Here is a 25620-nt window from a genome sequence, read left to right on the forward strand (position 1 = left end):
CCCCTATAACGCCATGTGAGCCGGGACACTAGTCGCAAACGTGTCGCGGGACGCGCTTCAGCGGGCCGATGGTAAAGAAATCGTATGGTCTAGTCCAAAGTGCGATTTGGTCCAGTCCAATCCATTGACGTGGCCGCGACACGGCCAGAAGCTGGGCGCCTCCCCCACTCCCACCGGAGGCACAACGTGACACGTCTTCGCGCATGTCTCGGCGCGGCAGCCGCCGTGACGCTCGCCGCCGCGGGCACGACCGCTCTCATCGCGACCAACGCCCAGGGCGCGACCGACGCGGCCACCGCGCTGAGCAACCGCTGGTACGCCGCGGCCCCCTACCTGATGCCGACGGACAACAACCCGCCCGACGCCGGCACCATCATGGACGCCACCGGCCTCAAGGCCTTCCAGCTCGCCTTCGTCCTCGCCCCCAACGGCGGTGGCTGCACCCCCACTTGGGGAGGCACGTCACCGGTCTCCTCGGACACCGCCGTCCAGTCGGTCATCAACACCATCCGCGCCAAGGGCGGCGACGTCTCCGTCTCCATCGGCGGCTACGGCGGCACCAAGCTCGGCCAGGCCTGCGCCGACCCGGCCTCGACGGCCGCGGCCTACCAGCAGGTGATCACCAAGTACGGCCTGCACGCGATCGACTTCGACCTGGAGGAGCCGGAGTACGAGAACACGGCAGCCATCCACAACGAGATCGGCGCGGCCAAGATCCTGCAGCAGAACAACGCCGGCCTGTACGTCTCGGTCACCACGGCCGGTACGGCGGACGGCACCGGCTGGTTCGGCAAGCAGATGTTGCTGGAGGCGAAGTCGCAGGGGTTCACGCCGAACAACTTCTCCATCATGCCGTTCGACGGCGGCTTCAACGGCGCGGCCTCGCAGACCAGCGCACTCACCAACTTCAACTCCATCCTCCAGTCCACGTTCGGCTGGGACTCGGCGACCGCGTACGCCCACGAGGGCTTCTCGGGCATGAACGGCCGCAGCGACACCGGCGAGTACTTCACCCAGGCCGACTTCCAGACGGTCCTGAACTACGCCACCAGCCACAACATGGACCGCTTCACGTTCTGGTCCCTCAACCGCGACCGTCAGTGCAGCCCGGTCGACAACGGCGGTACCACGTCCGGGACTTGCTCCAGCGTCGCGCAGAACGCGTGGGACTTCGCCAAGTACTCGGTCCAGTTCGCGGGCGTGACCCCGCCGACCACGACACCGACGCCCACCCCGACTCCCACGCCGACCCCCGGCACGTGCAAGACGGCGTGGAGTTCGACCGCCGTCTACACACAGGGCAACGAGGTGTCGTACGGCAGCCACAACTGGGTCGCCAAGTGGTGGACCCAGAACGAGGTGCCCGGCGCCTCCCAGTGGGGCCCGTGGCAGGACGAGGGCGCCTGCTGATCCGGCGGGACCAGAAGTCCACCGCTATCGCAGGATGTTGACCGCCCGCGCCACCACCAGCACCACGGTCACCAGGGAGACCGAGGACTGGCCCAGCATCAGCATCTTCGCCCAGCGCGAGAGGGGCATCACGTCGGTCGGGCTGAAGGCGGTGGAGTTGGTGAACGACAGGTAGAAGTAGTCGAGGAACGCCGGTTCCCAGTCCGCCGGCGCGGTCTCCGGGCTCTGCATCTGAACGAAGAGGAAGTCGGCGTACCGGCGGTGGCCCATGGCCCGCTCCAGCGGACCACCCCGGTCCCACTCCCAGTACCAGAGGGCGAACACGATGACGTTCGTCAGCCAGATACCGCCACCGGTGAGCAGCAGCGGCCCGGCGTCCATTCCCTCGGTGCCTCTCACCAGGCCCGCCACCAGCCGGACCGCCGCCCACCCGTTGGCCAGGGTGATCACGCCCGTGAGGGCCAGACTCGGCCAGCGCAGCCACCGCGTACCGGGCTCGATCCGCCGGGGGTTGGCGATGAACAGCCCGACCATGAGGACGAGTTCCAGGGTGGGCAGCAGCCAGTACGGCTGGAAGGCGAGCCGGTGCGGCAGCATCAGCTGCACGGCGACCGCCACCAGGATCACCGCCGACACGGCCCACCGCGTCTCCCCGCGCGTGACCTGCCGCCACGCGGGCACCACATCGCGACCGCTGTCCTCCAGCAGCCGCTCGATCCTGGCCAGGCGGCTCTCGGGGTCGTCTCTGTCGTCCGTCATGACACCGATTGTCCCCGGCCGGGGGTCGGTTCCATGACGCGCCCCACCCTTCATGGGCCGATCGCGGTCATCCCCGCAGCGGCTCCGTCAGCCGCCCCAACAAACCCGCGACCAGCGCCGTCTGCCCCGGCACGGTGTCCGGATAGATGAACTCCCCCTGCGCATGCGCCCCGTCGCCGACCGCCCCCATGCCGCACAGCACCGGCAACCCGAGCGCGGCGACGAAGTTGGCGTCGCTCGCGCCGCCCACGGCCGTGTCACGCAGAGGGGCGCGGCCCTGCCCGCGGGCCACCTCACGGGCGAGGTCGAGCAGCGGGGCGGAGGCCGCGTTGAGGGTCATCGGCGGGCGGTTCCAGGCGTGGTCGATCGCGATGCGGACGCGCGGGTCGCTGACCGTGATGGCGTCCAACTCGGCGTCCACCCGGTCCTGTTCGGCCGCGCTGCTCACCCGGATGTCGACGCCCGCCGTCGCCTGCCCGGCGACGACGTTGATGGCCGAACCGCCCTTGATGAGCCCGGTGTTGATGGTGGTGCCCCGCTCCGGGGCGGCCACGGCCGCGGCGGCCACCACGAACTCGGACAGCGCGGTGATCGCGCTCGCCCCGTCCTGCGGTGCGAGCCCCGCGTGGGACTCGACGCCGGTGGCCGTGACCTGGAAGATCCCGGTGCCCTTGCGGGCGGTCTTCACGGCGCCGTGGGCACTCGGTTCCAGGACGAGCGTCGCATCGACCCTCCGCGCGAGCTCCTCGATCACCGGCCGCGAGGACAACGACCCGATCTCCTCGTCGCCGTTGAAGAGGAAGGTGACGGTGGGCAGGGCTGCTCCGCTCTCCCTGGCCAGCTTCAGGGCCCAAATGCCTTGCGCCAGACCGGTCTTCATGTCGAAGATGCCCGGCCCGCTCAGCCGTGACCGCCCGTCCTCGGACGCCCCGGGCTGCTCCCATCCGGCGAGGGTTCCGGTCGGCCACACGGTGTCGTAGTGCCCGACGAGCGCCACATGGCCGGCGCCCGTCCCCGCATAGGTCAGGGTGAGGGTGTCGCCGCACTCGCCGCCCGGCTGCCGCTGTTCCTGGTCGGGGCGGCCGAGGCGTTCGACGGTCAGCTCGCGGAGCAGGTCCAGGCCGGTCGCGAGGGCGGAAAGGTCGTAGCTGCCGGTCTCGTGGCGGACAAGGGTCAGGATGTCGTCGACGATCCGCGACGAGGCGTCCTGGGCGCGGGTGGTGAGGGTGGAGGCGAGTGCGGGTGGCACGTTCATGCTCTGCCTTCTTCTACGACGGTGGGGGTGCGGTCAGTTGATGCCGAGCGGGATGCCCAGCAGGTACGACGCGGTAGACGGCCTGGGTGGTCTCGGGCTCGATGCCGATGCCGATGCCGATGAGCATCAGCATGGGCACGAGGACGGGCGCGGCCGGCGCCCGGAGCGCGGAGCCGCTGGTGACGACGAGGTTCATGAAGGTGATCAACACGGCGATGCCGACGAGCGCGGTCCAGCCGTGGAGGTGCAGGTCGCGCAACGCCTCGGCCCCCCTGACGGCAAGGATGTCGCCGGTGTTCGTCCACTTGAATCGAGCGGGTGCCGTCGGCCATCGCGCCGATGCCGTCCCGGGCGGCGGTGAACGTGCCGGTCATCCGGCCGTAGACGGTGCCGAGCACGGTGAAGAACACGCCCACGTCGGAGTGGCTCGGCTTCCAGACCCTGTTCATCCTGCGCCTGCGGGTGGCGCCGGGTGCGCCCCCCGAGGTCATGCACCGCATCGACCGGCTCCCGCAGACCCGGCTCGCCGCGCATGTCGCCGGCGACATGTCGGTCCTCGCCGCCGGCCTGGTGACCGACCGCTCCGCCCTGGCGCGCTTCGTCGACGCCGAGCTGGCCACGATCCCCGGCCTGCTCGGCGTCAGCGTCGCCGTGATGCTCGCCGAGCCGCGCCGGTACTGGATGGACCGCGACCTGACCACCGGCCTCGGCACCTTCCACGCACCGGCGCTGCTGTGAGCGAGCCCTCGCGCGTCAGCCGGTGCCGAAGGCCCCGGTGGCGTAGGCGCACTCCGTGTAGATGTAGCCCGACCTGAGCTTGGCCGTGTCCGAGGCCGGGCTCGCGGTCGAACTGTCCGGCCGGTGCACGAAGTACGTGGTGCCGGTCGGCAGACTGATCGTCTTCTGCGGGTAGTTCTTGCCGCCGCTGCACGGCTTGAAGCCGGACAGCAGGGTGGTGGACAGGGAGTACGTGGTGCAGCTGCCGCAGGCCTTGAGCGTGAAGCTGCCGGTGACAGGCCCGGTGTACAGGACGGTGATGTCGTCGGGGCTGTCGTTCTTGACCGTGACGGAGATGCTGCCGCCGGACGCCAGCGTCGGCAGCTTCTTGCCCGCGGCGGGGACCGTCTGGGCCACCTCGGCGGCGATGGCGATCTTCTTGGCGCGGGCCCGGTTCTTGTCGTGCGTGTTGTTCTTCACGAAGTCGTTCATCGTGGACAGCGCAGAGTCGAAGTCGCCGGACTTGTACTGCGAGACACCGCACTGGTAGGCCCCGGCGCCGGCCTGGCCGTCGGCCCGCGTGGCGTCGGCGCTCAGCTCGTCGGCGACGCCCGCCTGATCGCCCTGCAAGGTCCCGATCTGGGAGGAGAGACTCTTCAACTGCTCGACGGCCGCGCACGGTTGGCTGCCGCTCACGCCCTGCGCCGCCTTGGTGACGGCCGACTTGACGGCCGGTTCGACCTGGCCCGCCTGGGACGACTGCGGGAACGTGGCCAGCAGATCCCCGAAGTTCGTCGGCCAGTCGGCGCTCTGCGTGGCCAGCGAGGCGGAGGCGCATTCGTAGAGGGAGGTGGCGAGCCGGTCGTCCGGCCAGGCGGTCAGCGTGCCCAGCTGCTTCTTGCCGATAGTGTCGGGGACGGTCCGCAGATACTTCAACTGGGGTATCGCGTCACAGTAGTTCTTCTGCGGGTAGGCCCCGGCGACCGTCGTGTAGAACGTCTTGAGCCGGTCGGGGACCTTGCCGGCCGCCCGCGAACCGGAGTGCGCGGTGGTGAGGTTGTCGTACACCGCCAGCGCCTGACGGTAGTGGGGCTCGGCCGCGGAGAACGACAACTTGCCACTGTCCGCCACGAGTTGGTCGGCCTTCTCCAGCCGGTCGAGGAACATCTGCTGAGTCGCCTCGTCACGGGCGTTGTCGTACAGCACCACTCCCCCGGCGGGTACGGCGAGCAGCACCAGGCCCAGCACGATGGCGAGCGGTGCGGCCGCGGGCCAGGCCAGCCGGGTGCGCAGCCCGACCAACGCGCCGTGGACGGCGGCGAACACGAGGAACACGACGTACAGCACGACGAGCGGGCCGGAGACACCGTCCGGGTCGGCGGGCAGGGCCACCAGCAGCAGGACGACGGTCGCGACCCAGCACACGGCCATCAGCAGCCAGCGGCGCGTCAGCGCGTAACCGAGGCCCAGGCCACTGAGGTTGAGGAGGCCGACCGCGACGGATCTGAGTCGGTCCGGCGGAGCGGGTGGAGGAGAGGTGGGCATGGGTGGGACGGCGAAGCCCGGATACCCCTGATTTCCCTGGTAACCGCCGTACTGGTCCCCGGACATGATTCTCCCCCCGCTCAACAACGCCCCCGTTACCGTGACTTGTCAGTGTACGGTCGGGTTCGCCGCTAGGACAGTGGAGACCGCGGCACACCTCCGCCCCTCAGCACCCGGGACAGTCCGAGCGCCGCAGTCCGTACCGCCGGGGCGAGTTGGGCGGGCCGGAAGCGGGTGCGCGGTACGGCGACCGAGAGGGCGGCGACCGCGGTGTCGCCGGCGAACACCGGGGCCGCGATGCAGCTCACGCCCGAGGCCGCCTCCTGCTCCTCGTAGGCGAGGCCGGAGACCTGGATCTTCTCCAGGGCCGTACGCAGCCGGGCCGGGTCGGTGATCGAGTACGGGGTGAGACTCGGCAGCGGACGGGACAGCACCTCCTCCGTCAACTCGGCGCCGGAGAAGGCCAGTAGCGCCTTGCCGACGGCCGTACAGGTCAGGGGCAGACTGCCGCCGATCCGGGAGGGCAGCCGCAGGGCCTCGTGACCGTGGATGCGCTCCAGGTAGACCACCTCCATGCCCTCGCGGACGCCGAGGTGGATGGCCTCTCGGGTGGCCTCGAACAGGTCCTGGAGGAAGGGCAGGGCCGTCTCGCGCAGATCACGTCGGTGCGGCACGAGCGAGCCCAGCTCGAACAGCTTCGCGCCGAGCAGATAGCGGGGGCCCGAGCGCTCCAGCCAGCCCAGCCCGACAAGGTCGGCCGCCAGCCGGTGGACGGTGGGCTTGGGCAGTCCGGTGTGCTCCGAAAGTTCCGACAGGCGGTACGGTCCGCCGCTCGGACTGAAGCAGTCGAGGATGAGCGCGGCCTTTTCCAGCATGCTGCCGCCCGCGTTGTTCCGTGTCACGGAACAAAGTTTGTCCCTTGGAGGGGATGCTGTCTATACCGAGGGGTGTACCCGCACTGCTCTCCCAGGAGGTACCCCGTGTCCACCCTGCCCGACGGCTCCCGCCCGGACACCGCGTCCCCGGCCGTGGTCAAGGCGGCCGACCTGCTGGCGGAGGCCACCCGTACCGGGGTCGCCTGTCCGCCGGTACGTGACCTGCTCGACGGCGGCGACCTGGAGGCCGCCTACGCCGTGCAGCAGCTGAACGTCCGCCGCGGTCTGGCCGCCGGCCGCCGTGTCGTCGGCCGCAAGATCGGTCTGACCTCGCCCGCCGTCCAGCGCCAACTCGGCGTGGACCGGCCCGACTTCGGGGCGCTGTTCGCCGACATGGCGGTGCCGGACGGCGGCGAGGTGCCGCTGGGCCGGCTGCTCCAGCCGAAGGTGGAGGCGGAGGTCGCGCTGGTCCTCGGCCGGGACCTGCCGGAACGCGAGTGCACGATCGTCGACGTGCTGCGCGCGGTCGACTTCGCGCTGCCCGCGCTGGAGATCGTCGACAGCCGGGTGCGGAACTGGGACATCTCCCTGGTCGACACGGTCGCCGACAACGCCTCCTGTGGTCTGTACGTCCTGGGCGGCAGGCCCGTACCGCTGACCGCCGTGGACCTGCGCGCGGTCACGATGGCCATGAGCCGGAACGGCGAGACCGTCTCCGAGGGCACCGGCGGCGACTGTCTCGGCAGCCCCCTCACCGCGGCGGTCTGGCTGGCCTCGGCCCTCGCCGAGCGCGGCGACCCGCTGCGCGCGGGCGACCTCGTACTGACCGGCGCCCTCGGCCCGATGACCCCGGCCGCCCCGGGCAACTCCTTCGAGGCGCACATCTCGGACCTGGGCCCGGTACGGGTCCGCTTCGCGACGGAAAGGAACGTCAAGTGACGAACAAGGTCGCCATCATCGGCTCCGGCAACATAGGCACCGACCTCCTCATCAAGGTCCTGCGCCTCTCGGACACCCTGGAGATCGCCGCACTGGCCGGCATCGACCCGGAATCCGACGGCCTGGCCCGCGCCCGCCGCCTCAAGGTCGCCACGACTCACGAGGGCGTCGAAGGACTCGTCAAGCTTGACGAGTTCGCCGACGTCGACCTCGTCTTCGACGCGACCTCGGCCGGCGCCCACCGCCACCACGAAGAGGTCCTACGGCCCCTGGACCGCACCCTCGTCGACCTCACCCCGGCCGCCATCGGCCCGTACGTCGTCCCGCCGGTCAACGGCGAGGCCCACCTCGACGCCCCGAACGTCAACATGGTCACCTGCGGCGGCCAGGCCACGATCCCGATCGTCGCCGCCGTGGGCGCGGTCTCGCCGGTCCACTACGGCGAGATCGTCGCGTCCATCGCCTCGCGCTCGGCCGGCCCCGGCACCCGCGCGAACATCGACGAGTTCACCGAGACCACCTCCCAGGCCATCGAGGCGGTCGGCGGCGCCGCGCGCGGCAAGGCGATCATCGTCCTCAACCCGGCCGAACCCCCGCTGATCATGCGGGACACCGTGCACTGCCTGGTCTCCGACTGCGCGACCGAGGCGGTCACCGTGTCCGTCGAGGAGATGGTCGGCCGCGTCCAGGCATACGTGCCCGGCTACCGCCTCAAGCAGCAGGTCCAGTACGACAAGGTGGCGGCCGACGACCCGCTGCGCACCCTCGCCCCGGGCGCGGGCGAACTGCTGAAGGTGTCGGTGTTCCTGGAGGTCGAGGGCGCCGCCCACTACCTCCCCGCCTACGCCGGAAACCTCGACATCATGACCTCGGCCGCCCTGCGCACCGCGGAACGCATGGCCGCCCGCACCACCAAGGAGACAGCCAAGTGACCCCGTCCCTCTACGTCCAGGACGTCACCCTGCGGGACGGCATGCACGCCGTACGCCACCGCTACACCGTCGACCAGGCCCGTGCCATCGCCTCCGCCCTGGACGCGGCCGGGGTGGCCGCCATCGAGATCGCCCACGGCGACGGACTGTCGGGCTCCAGCATCAACTACGGCGTCGGCGCGCACACCGACTGGGAGTGGATCGAGGCCGTCACCGACGCCGTACGGCAGTCGATCCCGACGACCCTTCTCCTGCCCGGCATCGGAACCGTCCACGACCTCAAGCAGGCGCACACACTGGGCATCCGCTCGGTACGGGTCGCCACGCACTGCACCGAGGCCGACATCTCCGCCCAGCACATCGCCGCCGCGCGGGAGTTGGGCATGGACGTGGCCGGGTTCCTGATGATGTCCCACATGGCGGAGCCCACCGAACTCGCCCGCCAGGCAAAGCTGATGGAGTCCTACGGCGCCCACTGCGTGTATGTCACGGACTCCGGCGGCCGGTTGACGATGGACGGCGTGCGGGACCGCTTCCGCGCGTACCGCGAAGTCCTCGCCCCGGAGACCGAGTTGGGCATCCACGCCCACCACAATCTCGCCCTGGGCGTGGCCAACACGGTCGTCGCGGTCGAGGGCGGTGCGATCCGCGTCGACGCCTCCCTCGCGGGCCAGGGCGCGGGCGCGGGCAACTGTCCGCTGGAGGCGTTCGTAGCGGTCGCCGACCTGATGGGCTGGAAGCACGGCTGCGACCTGTTCCCATTGATGGACGCGGCCGACGATCTCGTACGACCGTTGCAGGACCGCGAGGTGCGGGTGGACCGCGAGACCCTCAGCCTCGGGTACGCGGGCGTGTACTCCAGCTTCCTGCGCCACGCCGAGACGGCCGCCGCCCGCTACGGGCTCGACACGCGCAGCATCCTGGTCGAGGCGGGGCGGCGGGCGATGGTCGGCGGCCAGGAGGACATGATCACGGACATCGCGCTGGACCTGGTCGCCCGGGCGGCGAAGACGGTCTGAGCCGGGCGGAGGAGAGGGGAGTCCGTTGGTCTAGTCCTCTTGACGGAGGACTTGAGGAGTTGTTTGGTATATACCAAAGCCCTTCGCGCTCCACCCCCACAACTCCCCCGCCTCATAGGCACCCCCGAAAGGGGATCTGTCATGCGCCTGGCAAGACTCGCTGCCTCCGTGTGCACCCTCGCGCTCTCGGTCACCGGCGTCACCGTCGCCCTGGCCCCCGCGAGCAGCGCCGCGGGAAGCAGCGTCTACTCCGTGGCCCCCTACGTCGACATGTCGAACAGTCAGGAAGGACTGCTCGACACCGCCATCACCGGACACCAACTCAAGGCGTACACAGCGGCCTTCGTCCTCGGCGTCGGCTGCAACCAGATCTGGGGCGACACCCTCCCCATCGGCAACGACTCCTTCACCGACCCCCTGATCGCCAAGGCGAAGTCCGAGGGCGCGTCGGTCATCATCTCCTCCGGCGGCGCGAGCGGCGAGCCGCTGGCCTGGACGTGCTCGACGCAGAGCAGCATCGACGCCGGATACCAGGCCATCATCAACGACTACGGCGTCACCCAGCTCGACTTCGACATCGAGGGCGCCGCCATCGCGGACACCGCCGCGGTGGCCCGCCAGATGCAGGCGATGAAGGACCTCAAGGCGGCCAACCCGAACCTGAAGTTCTCCATGACACTGCCGGTACTGACGAGCGGGCTGACCGGCGACGGCGTCAACATCGTCAAGGCCGCCAAGACCGCGGGCATCAAGATCGACGTCCTCAACATCATGGCGATGGACTACTACGCGGGCACCGGCACCGAGATGGGGCAGGCCGCGGTCTCCGCCGCGAAGGCCACGCTGGCGCAGATGCAGTCCGTCGACACCAGCTACGCCTACGCCAACCTCGGCATCACCCCGATGATCGGCAAGAACGACGACGGCTCCACCTTCACCCTGGCGGACGCCCAGACGGTGGAGACCTTCGCCGCGCAGAACAGTGTCGGCCGGCTGGCGTTCTGGGCCATCACCCGGGACCAGGCGTGCGGCGGCAACGCCAACTCCCTGCCCACGTGCAGTCAGATCAGCCAGAACAGCCTCGCGTTCACCGACGCGTTCGTGCCCTACACGGGCACGGGCGGCGGCGGAGGCACCACCAGCGACTTCTCGCTGTCCCTGTCGCCGGGCTCGGCCTCGGTCGCCCAGGGCGGTTCGGCGACCTCGGCCGTCTCCACCGCCGTCACCTCCGGCAGCGCCGAGTCCGTCAGTCTCTCCGCCTCCGGCGCTCCCTCCGGTGTCAGCGTCTCGTTCAGCCCCAACTCCGTTACATCCGGGGGAAGTTCGACGCTGACGGCGACGGTCGGCTCGTCCGTGGCCGCGGGCAGCTACCCGATCACCGTCACCGGCACCGCCGCGACCGGCAGCCACAGCGCCACCTACACGCTCACCGTCACCAGCAGCAGTGGTGGTGGAGGCGGCGGGGGCTCGCTGACCAACGCGGGCTTCGAGACCGGCAGTCTGAGCCCGTGGACCTGCACGGGCGGCAGCGCGGTGGTCTCCAGTCCCGTACACAGCGGAAGCCACAGCCTCCAAGTCACCCCGAGCTCCAGCGCCACGGGCGAATGCGACCAGACCGTCACCCTGTCCCCCAACAAGAGCTACACGCTCACCGCCTGGGTCCAGGGCCCGTACGCCTACCTCGGTGTGAGCGGCGGCGCCTCCGCGAGCACCTGGTCCAGCAGCACGAGCTGGAACCAGCTGTCGGTCCCGTTCACCACCGGCAGCAGCGGAACGGTCACCGTGTTCGTCCACGGCTGGTACGGCCAGTCCAACGTTGCCGCGGACGACTTCACGCTCGGCTAGCGACCCGCCGGCGTACCGGCACCGGTGCCCAGGGGACCCCTGTCCTCCTGGGCACCGTCGGCGTCCACGGGGACGACCGGCTCACGGCGGTTGTGGCGGCGGATGACCAGCCACGTTATCCAGCCGACGCCGATGATGAACCCGAAGCTGATGATGCGGTAGAGCACGACGGTGGCGATGGCGGTGCTGGTCGCCACGCCACCCGTGACCAGGCCGAGGACGAGCGCGCTGTCGATGATGCCGAGTCCGCCCGGGATGATCGTGAGGGTGCCGGCGGCCATGCCCGCGCAGAAGGCGAGCAGCAGTTGGGCGTTGCTGATCTCCGTGTCGCTTATGGCGTGGAAGCAGAGCCACAGACAGCCCGCGTCGAGCAGCCAGTTGAGGACGGCGAAGACGGCGGCGGCGACCGCGTGCCGGGGTTGCAGCCGGGCGGTGCGGAGTTGCTCGACGAAGCCGCGGATCCGGTCGAGGCCCTGGGTCTCGGGGAGGTGCCGCAGCTTGTTGACCTTGGCGAGCGCGGCCCGGGTGGCCGGTTCGACCTTCTCCGGGTGGCGGGTGATGCGCCGGATGCCGACGGTGAGCAGCAGGACGGCAAGGCCGAGGGTGACGAGGCTGTGCCACTGGAGGCTGCCGTCGGAGGCGATCGCGGAGATCGCGGTGACGACTGCCAGGGCCGCCGCGGAGAGGATGCCGGAGAGCGCGATGCACCAGGAGGCGATGGCGGGGGTGGCTCCGAAGCGGCGCATCTGCTGGTAGTTGAAGTGGGTGGAGAAGGCGGGTCCGCCGGGCAGCGTGACGCTGAGCGAGTGGGCGGCGTAGGCGAGGGCGACGTGCTTCTGGATCGGCACGATCACCCCGGCCGAGCGCAGCAGCCGGCGCTGCATGCGCGCGTAGCAGCCCATGGCGGCGACCTCGGCGACGAGCGCGACGGCGAACCAGTTCAGCCGGGGTGCGCGCAGCTGTGACAGCGCGGCGGCGAGCGACGGCCAGCCCAGCACCAGTTCGGTGGTGAACAGCGCGAGCAGGACCGTGATCACCACCGGGCGCAGCCAGCGCCGGGTGTGACGCGGCGCCGTGTCGGCCGGTTCGGGGGTGATGGCGGTGGTGTCCGGAGCGTGCACAGGCAGGACCGTCGATTTCGTGAAGTGAGCTTCAACCGTCGGCGACCCCGGCGCCGCTCAAGGCGGGGACGGTGTTCTCCGAGCGGACGAGGGAGCGGGCGCCGAGGCGGAACTGCGCCAGTTTATCCACGATGGTCCGGCCGGCCGGTGTGTGCCCCCAGATGCTGATGCCCTGGTGGGTGCTGGGCTCCCAGGTCGTCTCGTCGACGACGACGGGGTTCCAGCCGACCTCCCACTCGAAGCCGGAGGGGGTGCGGGCGTAGTAGGAGAGTTCCTTGTCGTTGGTGTGCTGTCCGATGGACAGGGCCATGTCGAAGCCGAGTTCGCGCACCCGCTGGTAGCTGCGGGCGAGGTCGTCGAGGCCGGCGGCCTGGATGTTGAGGTGCTGGACGCGGGTGCGGACCGGGTCGACCGGCAGTCCGCGCACGGCCGCGACGGCGACGGAGTGGTGACGTTCGTTGACCCGCAGGAACCGGATCCTCAGCTTGGCGCCGCTGATGGTCTCGTCGATCCAGTCCGTCAGCCGGGCGTCGAAGACCGTGTTGAAGTAGCCGTGCAGCCGGGCCGGCCGGGTGGACGTGATCGCCACGTGGCCCATGCCCGCGTCGCCGGTGACGAACCCGGAGGCGAGCATGCGCAGCGGCTCGGCGGACTTCACGGGTGTGGTGTAGATCTCCTGCGTGATGCCCTTGGGGCCGGGAAACCGCGACAGCCGTTCGACTCCGCGCAGGGCTGCCTCCTCGGCGGTGCCCATGAGGACCGGCACGCCGTGGGCGCGCACGCGGGCCTCGATCTCTTCGAACGCCGCGTGGCCGTCGACGTGCCAGCCCGTCGCCACGACGTCCTCGGCAGGTCCGCGCCGCACCAGGAAACGGCACTCCTGCTCGTCGAGACGGAACCGCATCAGGCCGGAGTCGAGTGCGTCGTGGTGCATACCGATGGCGTCGACGCCGAAGCGGTGCCAGTCGGCGAGGCGTTCGGTCTCGATGACGATGTAGCCGAGGTGGACGGCGCCGAAGACGGACCGGAGGGCGCTCATCGCCGGCCCGCCAGGAAGTCGGCGCACACCCGGTTGAACAGTTCGGCGCGCTCCCACTGGACCCAGTGCCCGGTGTTGGCCACCTGGTAGAGGTCGCAGTTGGGCATGCGGGCCGCCAACACGGGCCCGCCGGAAGGCCTGTTGACCTTGTCCGCGGCACCCCACAGCACCAGCGTGGGCACGGGAAGACGGGACAGGCGGCTGTCGCGGGTGAAGTCCGTCCTCCAGAGGGTGCGCAGGGCGTCCCGGCCGGACGGCCTCCGCAGCGGCGGAGCGGCGATCACCTCGGGGTCGATGCTCGCCCGGTAGCGCTCGTCGATGACGGCATCGGGCACCTCTGCGGCGTTGAAGACGAGGTGGGTGCGGATGAACTTCTCCAGCTTCAGCCGCGAAGGACCGTCCCCTGAGTAGTAGTCGAGCAGGCTGTTGAGGCCGGACGTGGGCAGGGCTCGGGTGGTGCCGATACCGCCGGGCCCCATCAGCACCATGCGGTCGACCCGCTCGGGGGTGTCCAGTGCCAGCCGCAGCGCACAGGCACCCCCGTAGGAGTTGCCGACCAAGTGAGCCTTTTCCAGGCCCAGTTGATCCATCGCGCCGCGGATGCCGTCGGCCAGACATCCGAAAGGGTCGGACCTGTCGACGCCCTTGGTGCTGCGGCCGTAGCCGGGCAGGTCGGGGACGACAACCCGGTACTCCTTGCTCAACTCGGCTATGTTCCGGGTGTAGTTGGAGACTCCGGAGGCGCCGGGCCCGCCGCCGTGCAGCAGCAGTACCGCCGGCCCCTCCCCCGTCTCCGCGACGAAGATCTTCCTGCCCGCAGCGTCGAGCAGCGACTCCCGCATCGACGGTGGTGCGGTGTATGGGGTCATGGTGGTTTCCTCACTGTGTGATCGAAGCGGTGGTGCGCGGTGCCGGTGCGAATCCGGCCGGGGGCGGCGGGAGTTGGGCACCCGCGGGAGCCGCCGTGTAGACATAGCCGTCCGGGCGGAGGGCGAGGACGGCCGCCCGTTTGCCGGCCAGCCAGGCCAGCAGCACCGCATCGCTGTCCACGAGCGTGCCCTCGGCGGGGCGGGATCCGGCGGGTGTGACGGTGAGTGAAGGAACGCCCAGGCGATCCCAGGCGGGTTGCGGCGCGGGCGGTCCGGCGTGCAGGAGCAGCCAACGGCCGCCGAGTGCGTCGTCCAGCCGTACGCGCTCCCCGTCGGGCCCGGTCACCCAGGGCTGGGGAATCTGGTGGCCGGTGGCCCTGGTCCGCGGGCGGGCCTGCAGGCCCTCGGCGTAGTGGGCGACCGGTATCCAGTGCGCGTCCTGGAGCCGGTCGCTGAAGCCTTGTACTCGGTTGAGCGGGCGCAGGACCGCGTCGCGCAACCCGGCGATCGCGGGCCGCCGTTCGGTGATGATCCGGCCGACGAACACCGCGCGCCTGGTGACCTCCTTGACGTGCGGCCTGCGTTCGGCCTCGTAGGAGTCGAGGGCGGACTCGGGCAGTTCGCCGCGCAGCACGGCGGCCAGCTTCCAGCACAGGTTGGCCGCGTCCCGTACGCCCGCCGCCATGCCCTGGCCGATCCACGGCGGCATGGCGTGGGCGGCATCGCCGGCGAGGAAGACCCGGCCGACCCGGAAGCGGGCTGCGAAGCGCACATGGTGGCTGTAGACGGTGGCCCGCAGGACCTTGACGCTGTCCCGGCCGATCCCGTACCGGGAGACCAGGTCGTAGACGGCGTCGTCGGTGGTCAGCCGCCGTTCGTCGTCGCCCGGGAGGATCGGGAACTCCCACCGGTGGTGGCCCAGCGGAGTCGGGCAGTCCACGGCGGGCCGCGCCGGATCGCACCGGAAGCGCAGCCGGTCGTGGCCGGGCCAGGGCTTGAGCATCTCGGTGTCGACGACGACCCATCGGTCCTCGTACGTCCGTCCCTCGTACCCCACGTTCAGTTGCGCCCGGGTCGGGCTGGAGCCGCCGTCGGCGGCGATGACGTAGGAGGCGCGCAGCCGTCGTACGGAGTCGTCGGTGGCGTCCAGGACCGTCAACTCGACATCTTCCGGCCCCTGTTGGATGCGCAGGCACTCGTGGCGCAGCAGGATGCGCACGCCCGGGTAGCGGTCGGCGCCCTCGCGCAGAACCTGCTCCAGGGCCGGCTGGTAGATGAACATCTGCGGCGGGTGGCCATGGCCGCGCGGGGTCGGGTGGGCGGTGAGGAAGGGGCGGCCACGGGCGTCGACGAAGTCGACGGGGCGTTCGGGCAGCATGTCGAGCTTCAGCCGTTCCGCGAGGCCCACGCGCTGCCAGATCCGCACCACCTCCTCGTCGGTGGAGATGGCCCGGGCCCGCGTGAAGATCTCGGCGTCCCGTTCCACCACCACGACCCTGAGGCCGAGTGCGCCGAGCAGGTTGGCGGCGGTCACCCCCGTGGGTCCGTAGCCGATGACCGCCACGTCGTACGCACCGTCCTCGGTTCCGGTTCCGCTCATCCGGGCACCTCACTTCCTCTTACCGTAGTGGTCACTACAATTGGAATGGTCACTACGGTAAGATCGGGAGTCCGGTACGGTCAAGGGCCGGTACGACGGAAAGGGCACATGCGATGACCAGGCCGCAGGCGCCGCGCAAGAAGCGCGCGAACGGAGTGGAGTCGCGGCAGCGCATCCTCGACGCCACCGTGGAGATCGCGGGTGAACGCGGGTACGAGGGCACGTCGATCGCGGCGGTGAGCGCCAAGTGCGGACTGCCCGCCAGTTCGATCTACTGGCACTTCAAGGACAAGGACGACCTGATCGCCGCGGTCATCGAGCGCAGTTTCGAGACCTGGCTGGCGGCGGTCGACCTGCCGGGGGAAGAGACCGGCACGCCGCTGGAGCGGGTGACGGCACTGGCCGCGAGAGTCGCCAGGTCGCTGATGGACGCACCGGACTTCCTGCGGCTCGGGCTCATGCTCGCCCTGGAGCGGCGCCCGACCGAACCGCGCGGCCGGACCGTGTTCCTCCAGGTCCGTGATGTCGCCCGGCGGCGAGTGGTCGAGATGATCGAGAGCCTGCTGCCGGAACTGGACGAGGAGTCCGTGCGGACCCTCGCCGTCTACACCGTCGCCGGGGTCGACGGCCTGTTCGTCCAGCGCGAGGTCGAGGGGGACGCCGTCGATCTGGTGGCCCTGTTCGAACTGCACGCGGGGTCGGTGTTCGAGGTGGCCGCACGGATGGCGGCGAAGGCCGGGTCGTAGACCCGGCCCATCGGATCGCTACCGGGCGAGACGCGGGAAGAGCACCTCCCCGCCGCCCCGGTTGATCGCGTCGAGCTGTCCGGCCTCGAACCCGTCGTAGCCGTCGAGGAGCGAGTCGAGGAGGCCGCCGCTCTCCTCGGGCGCGAAGGGGAAGTCGCTGCCGTAGAGGATGTGGCCGGGCGCCGCGAACGCCAGCAGGGAGGGCAGGGCCGCCGGGGTGGACGACAGCGCGGTGTCGAAGTAGAAGCGCTGGAGGTCGGCCAGGATGCCCAGTGGCGTGGTACCGGGGTTGAACTGGGCACCGCCGGTGAACCGCCAGGCGGCGTACGGCAGGAAGCCGCCCGCGTGGGAGAGGATCACCTTCATCCGGGTGTGCCGGCCCATCACGCCGTTGAGGGTCATGTGCACGGCGGTGCGGGTGGTGTCGAAGGGGAAGTCCAGCAGCGGGCTGGGCATTCCCTCCAGCATGGGCAGCGGCGGCGCCGTGGGGTGGACGAAGACCACGGCGGCGCGGGCGTCCAACTCGGCCCAGAGCGGCTCGAACTCCTTGTCGCCGAGGTAGCGGCCGTCGACGTTGGACATCAACACCACGCCGTCCGCGTGCAGTTCGTCCAGCGCGTACGCCGTCTCCGCGAGCGCGCCGTCCACGTCCGGGAGCGGAAGGCTCGCGAAGAAGCCGAAGCGGTCGGGGTGATCGCTGGCCAGCTCCGCGCTGAACTCGTTGACGCGGCGGGTGATCTCGCGGGCCTCGGAGTCGTCGCCGAAGTGGGTGCCCGGGGAGCTGACCGAGAGGATCCCGGTGGCGATGGACCGCCGGTCCATCATCGTGATCGCGCTCTCCGCGTCCCAGGCCGGTGTGGGCCAGCCGCCTGCGGTGAGCTCGTGACGGTCCATCAACTCACGGTAGGCGGGCGGGATGAGGTGCTGGTGGACATCGATGCGGTACGGGGCCGGCATGTTCTCTCGCTTCCTCGTCTGTGGCGGGTGACCGTGAAGAGGCTCAGGCCGCGCGGGAGTTGGGGACCGACTCCGCGCGCTCCGCGCCGCGGTCGGCCTCCGTCGCCTTCGGCTCCGGCTCGCCGGCCGCGCGGCGGCCGGGCAGGACCGCGAGGACGATCAGCGTGCCGGCGGCCATGATGATCCCGCCGACCAGGCTGGTCTGCGCGACACCGTGGGCGAAGGCCTCGTGCACGGCGTCGACCAGGGCCTGTGCCTGCTGCGGTCCGGCGGACGGCGTCTTCGCGATCTCCTGGGCGACCGCCAGGCCGCCGCCGACCGAGTCCTTGGCGGTGTCGAGGGCGGCGGCGGGGAGATGGCCGCCGACCAGGTCGGTCAGCCTGTCCTTGTAGACGGTGCCCAGCAGCGAGCCGAGGATGGCGATGCCGAGCGAGCCGCCCAGTTCCAGCGCGGTGTCGTTGGCGCCGCCGCCGACACCGAGCTCGTTCTCCGGGAAGGAGCCCATGATCGTGTCCGTGGCCGGCGAGACGCTCAGTCCGACCGCGAGGCCGAGCAGCATCAGCGTGGGCAGGAAGTCGCCGTAGGTGGAGGTCTTGTCGACCCGGGTGAGCAGGAGGACGGCCAGGGTGCCGAGCACCATGCCGGTCACCACCATCGGCTTCATGCCGAGCTTCGGGGTCAGCCGTCCCGTGACGGCCGCGCCGAGGAACACGGCTCCGGCCAGCGGCAGCAGTCGTACGCCGGTCTCCAGCGCGTCGTAGCCGAGGACGAACTGCAGGAACTGCGTGGCGTAGTAGATCGAGCCGAAGGTGCCGAAGAAGAAGAACAGCACCGCCGTCATCGAGCCGCTGAAGGGGCGGTGGGCGAACTTGCGGACGTCGAGCATGGGGCGCGGGTGGCGCAGCTCCCAGGCCACAAAGGCGGGCAGTCCTGCGGCGGCGACGACGGCCGCGGTGACGGGTCCCGCGCCCCAGCCGAAGTGCGGGCCCTCGATGATGGCGTAGACGAGGCTGCCGACCGAGACGATGGAGAGCAGACCGCCCACGTAGTCGATGCGGAACGCCGTGTCCGCCTTGGACGGCGGGACGAGGACCAGGGCGCCGGCCACCGCGAGGACGGCGATGGGGACGTTGATCAGGAACGTGGATCCCCAGGCGTGGCTCTCCAGCAGCCAGCCCGCGACCAGCGGGCCGACCGCGATGGCGAGGCCCGAGGTGGCGGTCCAGGCCGTGATGGCCCGCGCCCGCTCGTGCTTCGGGAAGATCGCGACCAGCAGGGACAGCGTGGCCGGCATGACCACGGCCGCGCCCACTCCCATGATCGCGCGGGCGGCGATGACGAGCCCGGTCTCGTGGACGAGGCTGCCCATGACCGATCCGCCGGCGAAGATCAGCAGGCCGGTGACGAGGGCGCCGCGGCGGCTGTACTTGTCGCCGATCGAGCCCAGGACGAGCATCAGCGCGGCGTACGGGACGGTGTAGCCGTCGATGACCCATTGCAGATCGCTGCTGCTCAGGCCGAGGTCGGTGGTCATGGCGGGCGCGGCCACGATCAGCGAGGTGTTCGCCATGACCACGATCAGCAGGCTCAGGCACAGCACGATCAGGGCCGACCAGCGGCGCGCGTAGGGCCCGGCCGTCCGGTCGACGGGGGTGGTGACGAAGACAGGCATCGGGGACTCCTGGGGACGCATTAATTGCTCACTGATGTGCAGGCTATTTTATTGCCCATCGATGTGCAACTATGCCGGAACGAGCCAGCCCCGCCAGGAGGTGTCGACGTGATCAGCCGCAGCAGCGCCAGGGCGCACGCCACCCGCGCGCACATCCTGGAAGCGGCCCTGCGGGAACTGGGCCGCGACCCCGAATGCAGCCTCGGCGACATCGCCGGAGCCGCGGGGGTGGCCCGGCGCACCATCTACGGGCACTTCACCGGGCGGGCCGCGCTCGTCCAGGGCCTCGCCTCGGACGCCGGGGAGGCGATACGACGGGTGAGCGCCGCCACCCGGGCGCCGACGCCGGACGCCGTGACCGCGCTGGCCCGCTTCATCCTGGCCCTGTGGCCGGTCGGCGACCGCTTTCGCACGCTCCTCGGCCTCGCCCGCCACGACCTCGGCCCCGACGCGATCGACGCGCTCCTGCGCCCGGCCCGCGAGACCGTCAGCGGGATCCTCGCCCAGGGCCAGCGACAGGGCTTCTTCCACACCGCCGTCCCGCCGGGACCGCTCAACCGGGCCCTGGAGGCACAGATGCTGGCGCTGCTGGAATGCGTCAACTCCGGCCTCTGGCAAGACGACGGCACGGCGGCCGCCACCGCCGCCCTCATCGCCGCGGGCGTCGGACGCGACAGCGCCGCCGCCGCGGTTCACCATCTGCGACCGTCCGGCTGAAGGAGACCTCATGGACCAACACCCGTATGAATACGCCGACTTCACGTACGGCGCGTACGAACCCGAGGACCCGCGCCCGCCGCGCGGGAACCGGCGTCCGGCAGTCATCGCGGTCGGCGCGCTGGTCGCGCTGCTCGTCGTTCCCGTCGCCGTCGACCGCTTCGCGACGGCACGGGTCGAGTCCCGTACGGCCAGGGCGTTCCAGGAAGGCATGCACACGCCCTCGGTGCCGGAAGTCCATGTCCGGGGCTTCCCCGTGCTGACCCAGCTGGCCGCCGGCACCCTGCGGCACGTGGACATCACCGCGCACGACATACCGGCGAGCGACACCACCGGCCCGCTTCCGGTGAGCCGACTCTCGCTCAGCCTCGCCGGGTTGAGGAAATCCGACGACGACAAGCAGGCACTGGCCCGCTCGGCGGAGGCGACCGCCCTGCTGTCCTACCCGGACGTGTCCGACGCCCTCGGGCTGGAGATCTCCCAGGGCTCGGGCCCCGACCAGGTACGCGCGAAGGTCCTGCTCGCTCCCGGCGCCGACGTCACCGTGGCGGCGACCGTGTCGGTGCTGTCCGGCAACCGCATCGCCTTCAAGGACTTCCAGGTCACCGGGGGCCTCCTGCCCGAAGTGGGCCGAGCGGCGCTCACCGCGGTCTTCGAGCGGCCGATACAGCTGCGGAACATCCCCGAGAGGCTGCGACTGCGGTCCGTCACCGCGACAGAGAGCGGGCTCAGCGCCCGGCTGTCGGGCGAGTCGGTCACCTTCCGGGCCGAGGACGGCGCGCAGAGCGGTTCGGCGTGAGGGTGCTTGAAGGCTCAGCCGTCCGTGGCGGTGCGAGCCGTGCCCGTGATCTCGTCCACCACGTCACGCGCCTGCTTCTCCGGGACGCCGGTCGCGATCAGCGTGGCGACGGCCGCGTGGGTGCCGTCGTCCTCCAGTTCGCCGGTGTTCAGCTCTTCGAGCAGCGCGATCGTCAGGGCCTCGAGTCCGGCGCTCAGTACGGCGGGAGGGAGCTGCGTGTGGAAGACGCCGTCGCGCTGTCCGCGCTCCAGGATGGCGGTGGCGGCGCGGCGGGCCGGTGCCAGGACCTCGGCCACCCGCTCGGCGCCCAGGTCACGGCGGGCCAGGGCCAGCAGCAGCCGGTAGCGGTCGCCCACGGTCCACATCGACAGGACGAAGCGTGCGAACGCGCGGTCGGCCGACTCCGGCTCCGCCGGTTCCGGGGCGGCGGACAGCGCGGCCCTCAACGCCTCCGACGCCTCCTCGGCCAGCGCCTCCAGCAGCGCATCCCGGCCGGGGAAGTGCCCGAACAGGGTGCGCCGGACCACGCCGGCGGCGCGGGCGAGTTCCTCCAGGGTGGTGTCCGGATTCCGGCCGAGTTCCCGGCGGGCCGTGGCCAGGATGCGTTCCCGGTTGGAGCGCGCGTTGCTTCGCTGGGGGACTCGGGCCGGGGGCTTGGTCACGGACAACCTCGGTGAAGTGCGGGAACGGCGGAGCGGGAACCGGTGGTACGTCCAGTCTGGCACGGTCCAACGGCCGTCCGGCGTCCCGACCGTCCGCTCAGTAGGGCCTGAGGTAACGGTCGAGCCGGGAACGCGCCCTGTTCACGCTGAGTCCCAGTGCCTTGCCGAGCGCCTCGCCCGACACGTCGTCGGCCCGCACCCCGTAGGCGGCCTCCCTGCCGACCCGGACCGCCATGCGCTCCAGCATGGCCACCGCCTTCACCGCGGCCACCGGGGCCGTCTCGGCGAGCGCGTCGAGCCGTTCCTCCAACTGCTCCAGCAGATCGGAGAGTTCCTCCGGCAGCGGGACCGTACGGCGTTCGACGGCGTTGATGTGCTCCCACCAGTCCTCGTACGCGTCGGACGTGTCCAGGTCGTCCAGGTCGCGGTCCTCCACCTGGTCCCAGTCGATGGGATGGCTCTCGCCACGCCAGCCGCACGCGCAGGAGGCCCGCCAGGCCGCCGCCTTGGGGCGGCCCAGCCAGCCGTTGTACGCCCACCACTCGCGCGTCTGGAATCCGTTGATGCCGCTGCCCACGTCCAGATATACGGGTTTGGGCTCACTGCCGTCCGCGAGGGTCGCCCCCACGATGCCCTCGTGGGACTCCCCGAACTCCTCACTCCGCCACGCCACAACTCCCCCTTCCGGCAACCCTGTCACCGCCGGACCAGCACCCAGGGTGCCGGTCCGGTCACAGTACGAGAGTCCCGCGGAACGGACGTCCGGGGTGGGCGATTTCACCCAACAGACCGGATTGTTGGGCAGGATGGCCGGTCAGACGACCGCGGGATCGAGCAGCCCCGCGCGCAGACGCCGGAGCATACGGCTGATGAGGCGGGACACGTGCATCTGGGAGACGCCGAGTTCCTCGCCGATCTCGGCCTGGGTGCGCTCCTCGACGTAGCGCATGTGGATGATCTTCCGCTCCCGCTCGTCGAGTTGGGCGATGAGCGGGGCCAGGGAGCTGAGGTCGTCGACCAGTTCGAGACCGGGGTCGTCCTCGCCGATGACGTCGGCGAGGACGGTCTCGCCCTCGGTGCCGGCGTCGGAGCTGAGCGCGGCGTCGAGCGAGGAGGAGGTGTAGCCGTTGGACGCCTTGCGGGCCTCGATGACCTCTTCCTCGGTCAGGCACATCAGCTCGGACAGTTCCCGGGTGGTGGGGGTGCGGCCGAGACGGGAGCGGAGTTCCTCGGTCGCCTTGGCGAGCTCGACGCGGGCCTCCTGGAGCCGGCGCGGCACGTGGACGGCCCAACTGGTGTCGCGGAAGAAGCGCTTGATCTCGCCGACGATGTAGGGGACGGCGAACGAGGTGAACTCGACCTGGCGGGTGAGTTCGAAGCGGTCGATCGCCTTGATGAGTCCGATCGTGCCGACCTGGACGATGTCCTCCATCTCGTTGTTGCTGCGGCTGCGGAAGCGCGCCGCCGCGTAGCGCACGAGGGAGAGGTTCATCTCGATCAGGGTGTTGCGCACGTACTGGAACTCGTGGGTGCCCTCCTCCAGCGAGGTCAACCGGTCGAAGAACTGGCGCGACAGCTCACGCGCGTCCTTCGGGCTCACCTTCGACGGCTCCGCGATCAACGGGAGCGACTCCTCGGTCGCAACCCGCCGCCCTGCCGTGGCCGCTGCCTTCGCTGCCGTCACGGCTCCCATAACGCCCACCCCATTCGCTCGAACGAACTTCCGTCAAAAGCCCCCTGCCCCGGTTCGCACGTCTCATTCCCCCTCGTTCGGTCAAATCCGGGGCGGGCGCCTGGTTTTCGGTGCGGGAGCGCGACCGGGCCGCTCACACGCCCTTGCGGCCGACGCCCGCGTAGACCCAGTACTCGGACGGGTTCTCCGGGATCTCGTCCGCCGGGTCCGGGCGCCACAGGGGGACGTAGGTCAGACCGGGTTCGACGAGGTCGAAGCCGTCGAACAGGCCGAGGATCTCGTCGTGGGAACGGGCCGTGACGGGCGAGGTGGCCTTGGAACGGTACAGCTTGCCGACGGCCGCGGCGGTGTCCGGGCGGTCCTGGTTCGTCGCGTGGCTCAACGCCAGCCAGCTGCCGTCGGGCAGCGCGTCGCGGAACGCGGCGACGATGCCGGCCGGGTCCTCCGCGGGCGTGATGAAGTGCAGGATCGTGATCATCAGGACAGCGACCGGCTGCTCGAAGTCGATCAACTTCCTTACCTGCGGGGCGGCCAGGACCTCGGCCGGACGCCGGATGTCGCCGTCGACGATGTCCGCGTCCGGGTTGTCGGCGAGGAGGGAGGCGCTGTGCGCGACGGCCACCTGGTCGTTGTCGACGTAGACCACGCGGGCGCCGGGGCTGGCCGCCTGCGCGACCTCGTGGACGTTGCCCTGGGTGGGGATGCCCGAGCCGAGGTCGATGAACTGCCGTACTCCGGAGGCGACCAGGAAGCGCACGGCGCGGCCGAGGAAGTCGCGGTTGGCCCGGGCCAGGGTCCGGACCTGGGGGTCGATCGCGGTGAACGCCGCCAACGCCTCGCGGTCGATGGCGAAATTGTGTTCACCGCCCAGCATCGCGTCGTACATTCGGGCGACGCTCGCCTTGTCGGGATCGATCCCCTGCGGCAGACCTCCACTACCCGGCACTGCAACTCCTCTTCGCCCGAAGATCCTTGACGAGTCATCATATGATTGCCGTCGTACGCACGGCAGACCGCATGCCCCACGCCACGCGGCCGGTCCCCACCCCGAAAGGCACGACTCTGCGGAACGAACCGCGCAGTCACTTCGGTGACGCACTTCCTGCCGGGCCCCCACGCCGCAGGCAGGTCTTCGCCCCCGCGGCGGACGTGATCGGCTCGGAGCTCGATCTGCGGCTGACCGGCACCCACGTCGTGCACGCGCTGACGCCCGGGTTCTGCGACGCGGCCTCGGTGTATCTGCTGGAGCGGTGGGTGCTGGAGGAGAACGCGACGCCCTCCGTGGATCCGGCCCAGATCGAGGCGCGCCGGCTGGCGGTGCGGGTGGGTACGGAGGCGCAGGAGACCTGGGACGGTGTGCTGCCGGTCGGTGAGGTGATCGTCTTCCCGCGCGAGACCCCGTACGCGCGGGCCCTCGCGACCGGGCACACCCAGGTGCTCGACGGCGTGGACGCGCACACCTCGCAGCGGCTGCTGGCCTCCGCGGGCGGGGACGCGCAGCGCATAGACGATCTGCTGAAGGCGGCGTCCTTCCTCGTGGTGCCGCTCCAACTGCGCGGCGCCGTCGTCGGTTTCATCGCCTGCACCCGCGGGCCTGAGCGGGACCCGTTCCTGCCGGGCGAGGCCGTGGCCGTGGAGTCGCTCGGGGCCCGGGCCTGTGTGGCCCTGGACAACGCGCGCCGCTACGAGCGCGAGCGCCGGACCGCGCTGGCCATCCGCAACAGCCTGCTCCCGGACCCGGCCCGGCAGTTCCCCGGCTGCCGTATCGCCCACGGCTATCTCCCCGCCGGCCAGGGCAACATCATCGGCGGTGACTGGTTCGACGTACTCCCCCGCCCCGGCGGCCGGGTCGGCCTGGTCGTCGGCGACGCGATGGGCCACGGCCCCGACTCCGCTGTCGCCATGATCCAACTGCGCACGGCCGTACGCACGTTGGCCAGGCTCGACATGGAGCCGGCCGAACTCATGCGCCGCCTCGACGAGTTGGCCTACGACACCCCGGGCGCGTCCTTCGCCACCTGCATCTACGCCGAGTGGGACGCGGCCTCGCACACCTGCACCCTGGTCGGCGCCGGGCACCCTCCCCCACTGCTGCGCGGATCCGAGGGACCGACCGCACCCGTGATCCTCGCCAGCGCGGGACTGCCGCTGGGACTGGGCACCGGCAACTACGAGCCCACGGTACTGACCGTCTCCGAGCCGTCCCTGCTCCTGCTCTACAGCGACGGGCTGGTGGAGTCCCGGCACGCCGACATCGACCAGGAGATCGCCCGGCTGGCCGCGGCCCTCGACAGTGCCGCCGCCGAACCCGCGCCGTCCGGCGGCCCGGACGCGTTCCCCGGGCTGTGCGAGCGGCTGCTCCGCTCCCCCGGCGCGGTGCCCGGAGCCGACGACCGCACGCTGCTGCTGGCCGAGTTGACGCCCGCGACCACCTGAACAGGCCGCGGGC

Annotated in this window: 23 protein-coding genes and 2 pseudogenes; 10 read left to right on the top strand and 15 right to left on the bottom strand. The window is 70.8% G+C overall.

Translation table 11 applies throughout. The features are described from left to right. Positions 1 to 186 precede the first annotated feature (186 nt). Positions 187 to 1410: a chitinase gene (locus ACQHII_RS01935; RefSeq protein ID WP_427917513.1), complete on the top strand. Its 1224-nt coding sequence runs from the start codon at positions 187 to 189 to the stop codon at positions 1408 to 1410. A gap of 24 nt (positions 1411 to 1434) precedes the next feature. Here ACQHII_RS01935 and ACQHII_RS01940 read toward each other — a convergent pair whose 3' ends face one another. From ACQHII_RS01940 to ACQHII_RS01950, 3 genes and pseudogenes are all read right to left on the bottom strand, one after another. After that, on the bottom strand, positions 1435 to 2169 hold the full coding sequence (locus ACQHII_RS01940) for a hypothetical protein (protein WP_427917514.1): 735 nt from the start codon (positions 2167 to 2169) through the stop codon (positions 1435 to 1437). Positions 2170 to 2236: 67 nt separating this feature from the next. Then, positions 2237 to 3424 carry a M20 family metallopeptidase gene (locus ACQHII_RS01945; RefSeq protein WP_427917515.1) on the bottom strand — a complete coding sequence of 396 codons (1188 nt, stop codon included), beginning with the start codon at positions 3422 to 3424 and terminating at the stop codon, positions 2237 to 2239. A gap of 67 nt (positions 3425 to 3491) precedes the next feature. Then, a pseudogene (locus ACQHII_RS01950) lies at positions 3492 to 3840 on the bottom strand (AbgT family transporter); the annotation flags it as partial. Between the two features lies 1 nt (position 3841). Between ACQHII_RS01950 and ACQHII_RS01955 the strand changes: the two are divergent. Next, positions 3842 to 4162: pseudogene (locus ACQHII_RS01955) on the top strand (Lrp/AsnC ligand binding domain-containing protein); the annotation flags it as partial. 15 nt (positions 4163 to 4177) lie between these two features. Here the strand turns inward: ACQHII_RS01955 and ACQHII_RS01960 are convergent. Together ACQHII_RS01960 and ACQHII_RS01965 are read right to left on the bottom strand one after the other, a co-directional pair. Continuing rightward, the gene (locus tag ACQHII_RS01960; protein WP_427917516.1) at positions 4178 to 5752 is read right to left on the bottom strand and encodes a hypothetical protein; all 1575 of its coding nucleotides are present in this window, start codon (positions 5750 to 5752) and stop codon (positions 4178 to 4180) included. 65 nt (positions 5753 to 5817) lie between these two features. Next, entirely contained in the window at positions 5818 to 6561 is a 744-nt protein-coding gene (locus ACQHII_RS01965) for an IclR family transcriptional regulator (RefSeq protein WP_427925209.1), read from the bottom strand. 114 nt (positions 6562 to 6675) lie between these two features. On the opposite strand from ACQHII_RS01965, the gene mhpD reads away from it, so the two are divergent. The 4 genes from mhpD (at position 6676) to ACQHII_RS01985 (ending at position 11296) form a co-directional block, all read left to right on the top strand. Then, positions 6676 to 7500 (top strand): 2-keto-4-pentenoate hydratase, encoded by an 825-nt coding sequence (mhpD, locus tag ACQHII_RS01970; RefSeq protein WP_427925210.1) that lies wholly within the window; start codon positions 6676 to 6678, stop codon positions 7498 to 7500. Further along, positions 7497 to 8432, top strand: a complete 936-nt coding sequence (locus ACQHII_RS01975; protein ID WP_427917517.1) for an acetaldehyde dehydrogenase (acetylating) — start codon at positions 7497 to 7499, stop codon at positions 8430 to 8432. The genes mhpD and ACQHII_RS01975 overlap by 4 nt, the downstream gene beginning before the upstream one ends. After that, entirely contained in the window at positions 8429 to 9451 is a 1023-nt protein-coding gene (gene dmpG / locus ACQHII_RS01980) for a 4-hydroxy-2-oxovalerate aldolase (protein ID WP_427917518.1), read from the top strand. The genes ACQHII_RS01975 and dmpG overlap by 4 nt, the downstream gene beginning before the upstream one ends. 141 nt (positions 9452 to 9592) lie before the next feature. Continuing rightward, positions 9593 to 11296 carry a carbohydrate binding domain-containing protein gene (locus tag ACQHII_RS01985; RefSeq protein WP_427917519.1) on the top strand — a complete coding sequence of 568 codons (1704 nt, stop codon included), beginning with the start codon at positions 9593 to 9595 and terminating at the stop codon, positions 11294 to 11296. Here ACQHII_RS01985 and ACQHII_RS01990 read toward each other — a convergent pair. From ACQHII_RS01990 to ACQHII_RS02005, 4 genes are read right to left on the bottom strand one after another with little or no spacing between them, the layout of a single operon-like run. Further along, complete coding sequence (locus tag ACQHII_RS01990; RefSeq protein WP_427917520.1) at positions 11293 to 12417, bottom strand: lysylphosphatidylglycerol synthase transmembrane domain-containing protein; 1125 nt, start codon at positions 12415 to 12417, stop codon at positions 11293 to 11295. The genes ACQHII_RS01985 and ACQHII_RS01990 overlap by 4 nt on opposite strands. A 31-nt stretch (positions 12418 to 12448) precedes the next feature. Continuing rightward, positions 12449 to 13456, bottom strand: a complete 1008-nt coding sequence (locus tag ACQHII_RS01995) for a VOC family protein (RefSeq protein WP_427917521.1) — start codon at positions 13454 to 13456, stop codon at positions 12449 to 12451. After that, entirely contained in the window at positions 13453 to 14325 is an 873-nt protein-coding gene (locus tag ACQHII_RS02000; protein WP_427917522.1) for an alpha/beta fold hydrolase, read from the bottom strand. Before ACQHII_RS02000 ends, ACQHII_RS01995 begins: the two co-directional genes overlap by 4 nt. Before the next feature lie 10 nt (positions 14326 to 14335). Beyond that, on the bottom strand, positions 14336 to 15925 hold the full coding sequence (locus tag ACQHII_RS02005; RefSeq protein ID WP_427917523.1) for a bifunctional 3-(3-hydroxy-phenyl)propionate/3-hydroxycinnamic acid hydroxylase: 1590 nt from the start codon (positions 15923 to 15925) through the stop codon (positions 14336 to 14338). Between the two features lie 113 nt (positions 15926 to 16038). Here ACQHII_RS02005 and ACQHII_RS02010 point away from each other — a divergent pair, with 113 nt between their 5' ends. Beyond that, a complete protein-coding gene (locus tag ACQHII_RS02010; RefSeq protein WP_427917524.1) occupies positions 16039 to 16671 on the top strand; it encodes a TetR/AcrR family transcriptional regulator in 633 nt (210 codons plus the stop codon). Positions 16672 to 16689: 18 nt separating this feature from the next. On the opposite strand, the gene ACQHII_RS02015 is transcribed toward ACQHII_RS02010, so the two are convergent. Then, positions 16690 to 17628: an amidohydrolase family protein gene (locus tag ACQHII_RS02015; protein WP_427917525.1), complete on the bottom strand. Its 939-nt coding sequence runs from the start codon at positions 17626 to 17628 to the stop codon at positions 16690 to 16692. A gap of 43 nt (positions 17629 to 17671) precedes the next feature. After that, entirely contained in the window at positions 17672 to 19300 is a 1629-nt protein-coding gene (locus ACQHII_RS02020; RefSeq protein WP_427917526.1) for an MFS transporter, read from the bottom strand. A 108-nt stretch (positions 19301 to 19408) separates the two neighbouring features. On the opposite strand from ACQHII_RS02020, the gene ACQHII_RS02025 reads away from it, so the two are divergent. After that, positions 19409 to 20017: a TetR family transcriptional regulator gene (locus ACQHII_RS02025; RefSeq protein ID WP_427917527.1), complete on the top strand. Its 609-nt coding sequence runs from the start codon at positions 19409 to 19411 to the stop codon at positions 20015 to 20017. A 10-nt stretch (positions 20018 to 20027) separates the two neighbouring features. Continuing rightward, on the top strand, positions 20028 to 20816 hold the full coding sequence (locus tag ACQHII_RS02030; RefSeq protein WP_427917528.1) for an LmeA family phospholipid-binding protein: 789 nt from the start codon (positions 20028 to 20030) through the stop codon (positions 20814 to 20816). 14 nt (positions 20817 to 20830) lie between these two features. On the opposite strand, the gene ACQHII_RS02035 is transcribed toward ACQHII_RS02030, so the two are convergent. The 4 genes from ACQHII_RS02035 to ACQHII_RS02050 all read right to left on the bottom strand — a co-directional run bounded on the left by ACQHII_RS02035 (position 20831) and on the right by ACQHII_RS02050 (position 24117). Next, positions 20831 to 21478, bottom strand: a complete 648-nt coding sequence (locus ACQHII_RS02035) for a TetR/AcrR family transcriptional regulator (RefSeq protein ID WP_427917529.1) — start codon at positions 21476 to 21478, stop codon at positions 20831 to 20833. Between the two features lie 97 nt (positions 21479 to 21575). Beyond that, the gene (locus ACQHII_RS02040) at positions 21576 to 22151 is read right to left on the bottom strand and encodes a hypothetical protein (protein WP_427917530.1); all 576 of its coding nucleotides are present in this window, start codon (positions 22149 to 22151) and stop codon (positions 21576 to 21578) included. A 141-nt stretch (positions 22152 to 22292) separates the two neighbouring features. Further along, positions 22293 to 23171 carry a SigB/SigF/SigG family RNA polymerase sigma factor gene (locus ACQHII_RS02045; RefSeq protein ID WP_427917531.1) on the bottom strand — a complete coding sequence of 293 codons (879 nt, stop codon included), beginning with the start codon at positions 23169 to 23171 and terminating at the stop codon, positions 22293 to 22295. 133 nt (positions 23172 to 23304) lie between these two features. Then, on the bottom strand, positions 23305 to 24117 hold the full coding sequence (locus tag ACQHII_RS02050; RefSeq protein WP_427917532.1) for an SAM-dependent methyltransferase: 813 nt from the start codon (positions 24115 to 24117) through the stop codon (positions 23305 to 23307). Positions 24118 to 24188: 71 nt separating this feature from the next. Between ACQHII_RS02050 and ACQHII_RS02055 the strand changes: the two genes are divergently transcribed. After that, a complete protein-coding gene (locus tag ACQHII_RS02055) occupies positions 24189 to 25607 on the top strand; it encodes a PP2C family protein-serine/threonine phosphatase (protein ID WP_427917533.1) in 1419 nt (472 codons plus the stop codon). Positions 25608 to 25620: the final 13 nt, after the last annotated feature.

Source organism: Streptomyces sp. cg40 (assembly GCF_050320165.1).
Taxonomy (GTDB): domain Bacteria; phylum Actinomycetota; class Actinomycetes; order Streptomycetales; family Streptomycetaceae; genus Streptomyces; species Streptomyces hokutonensis.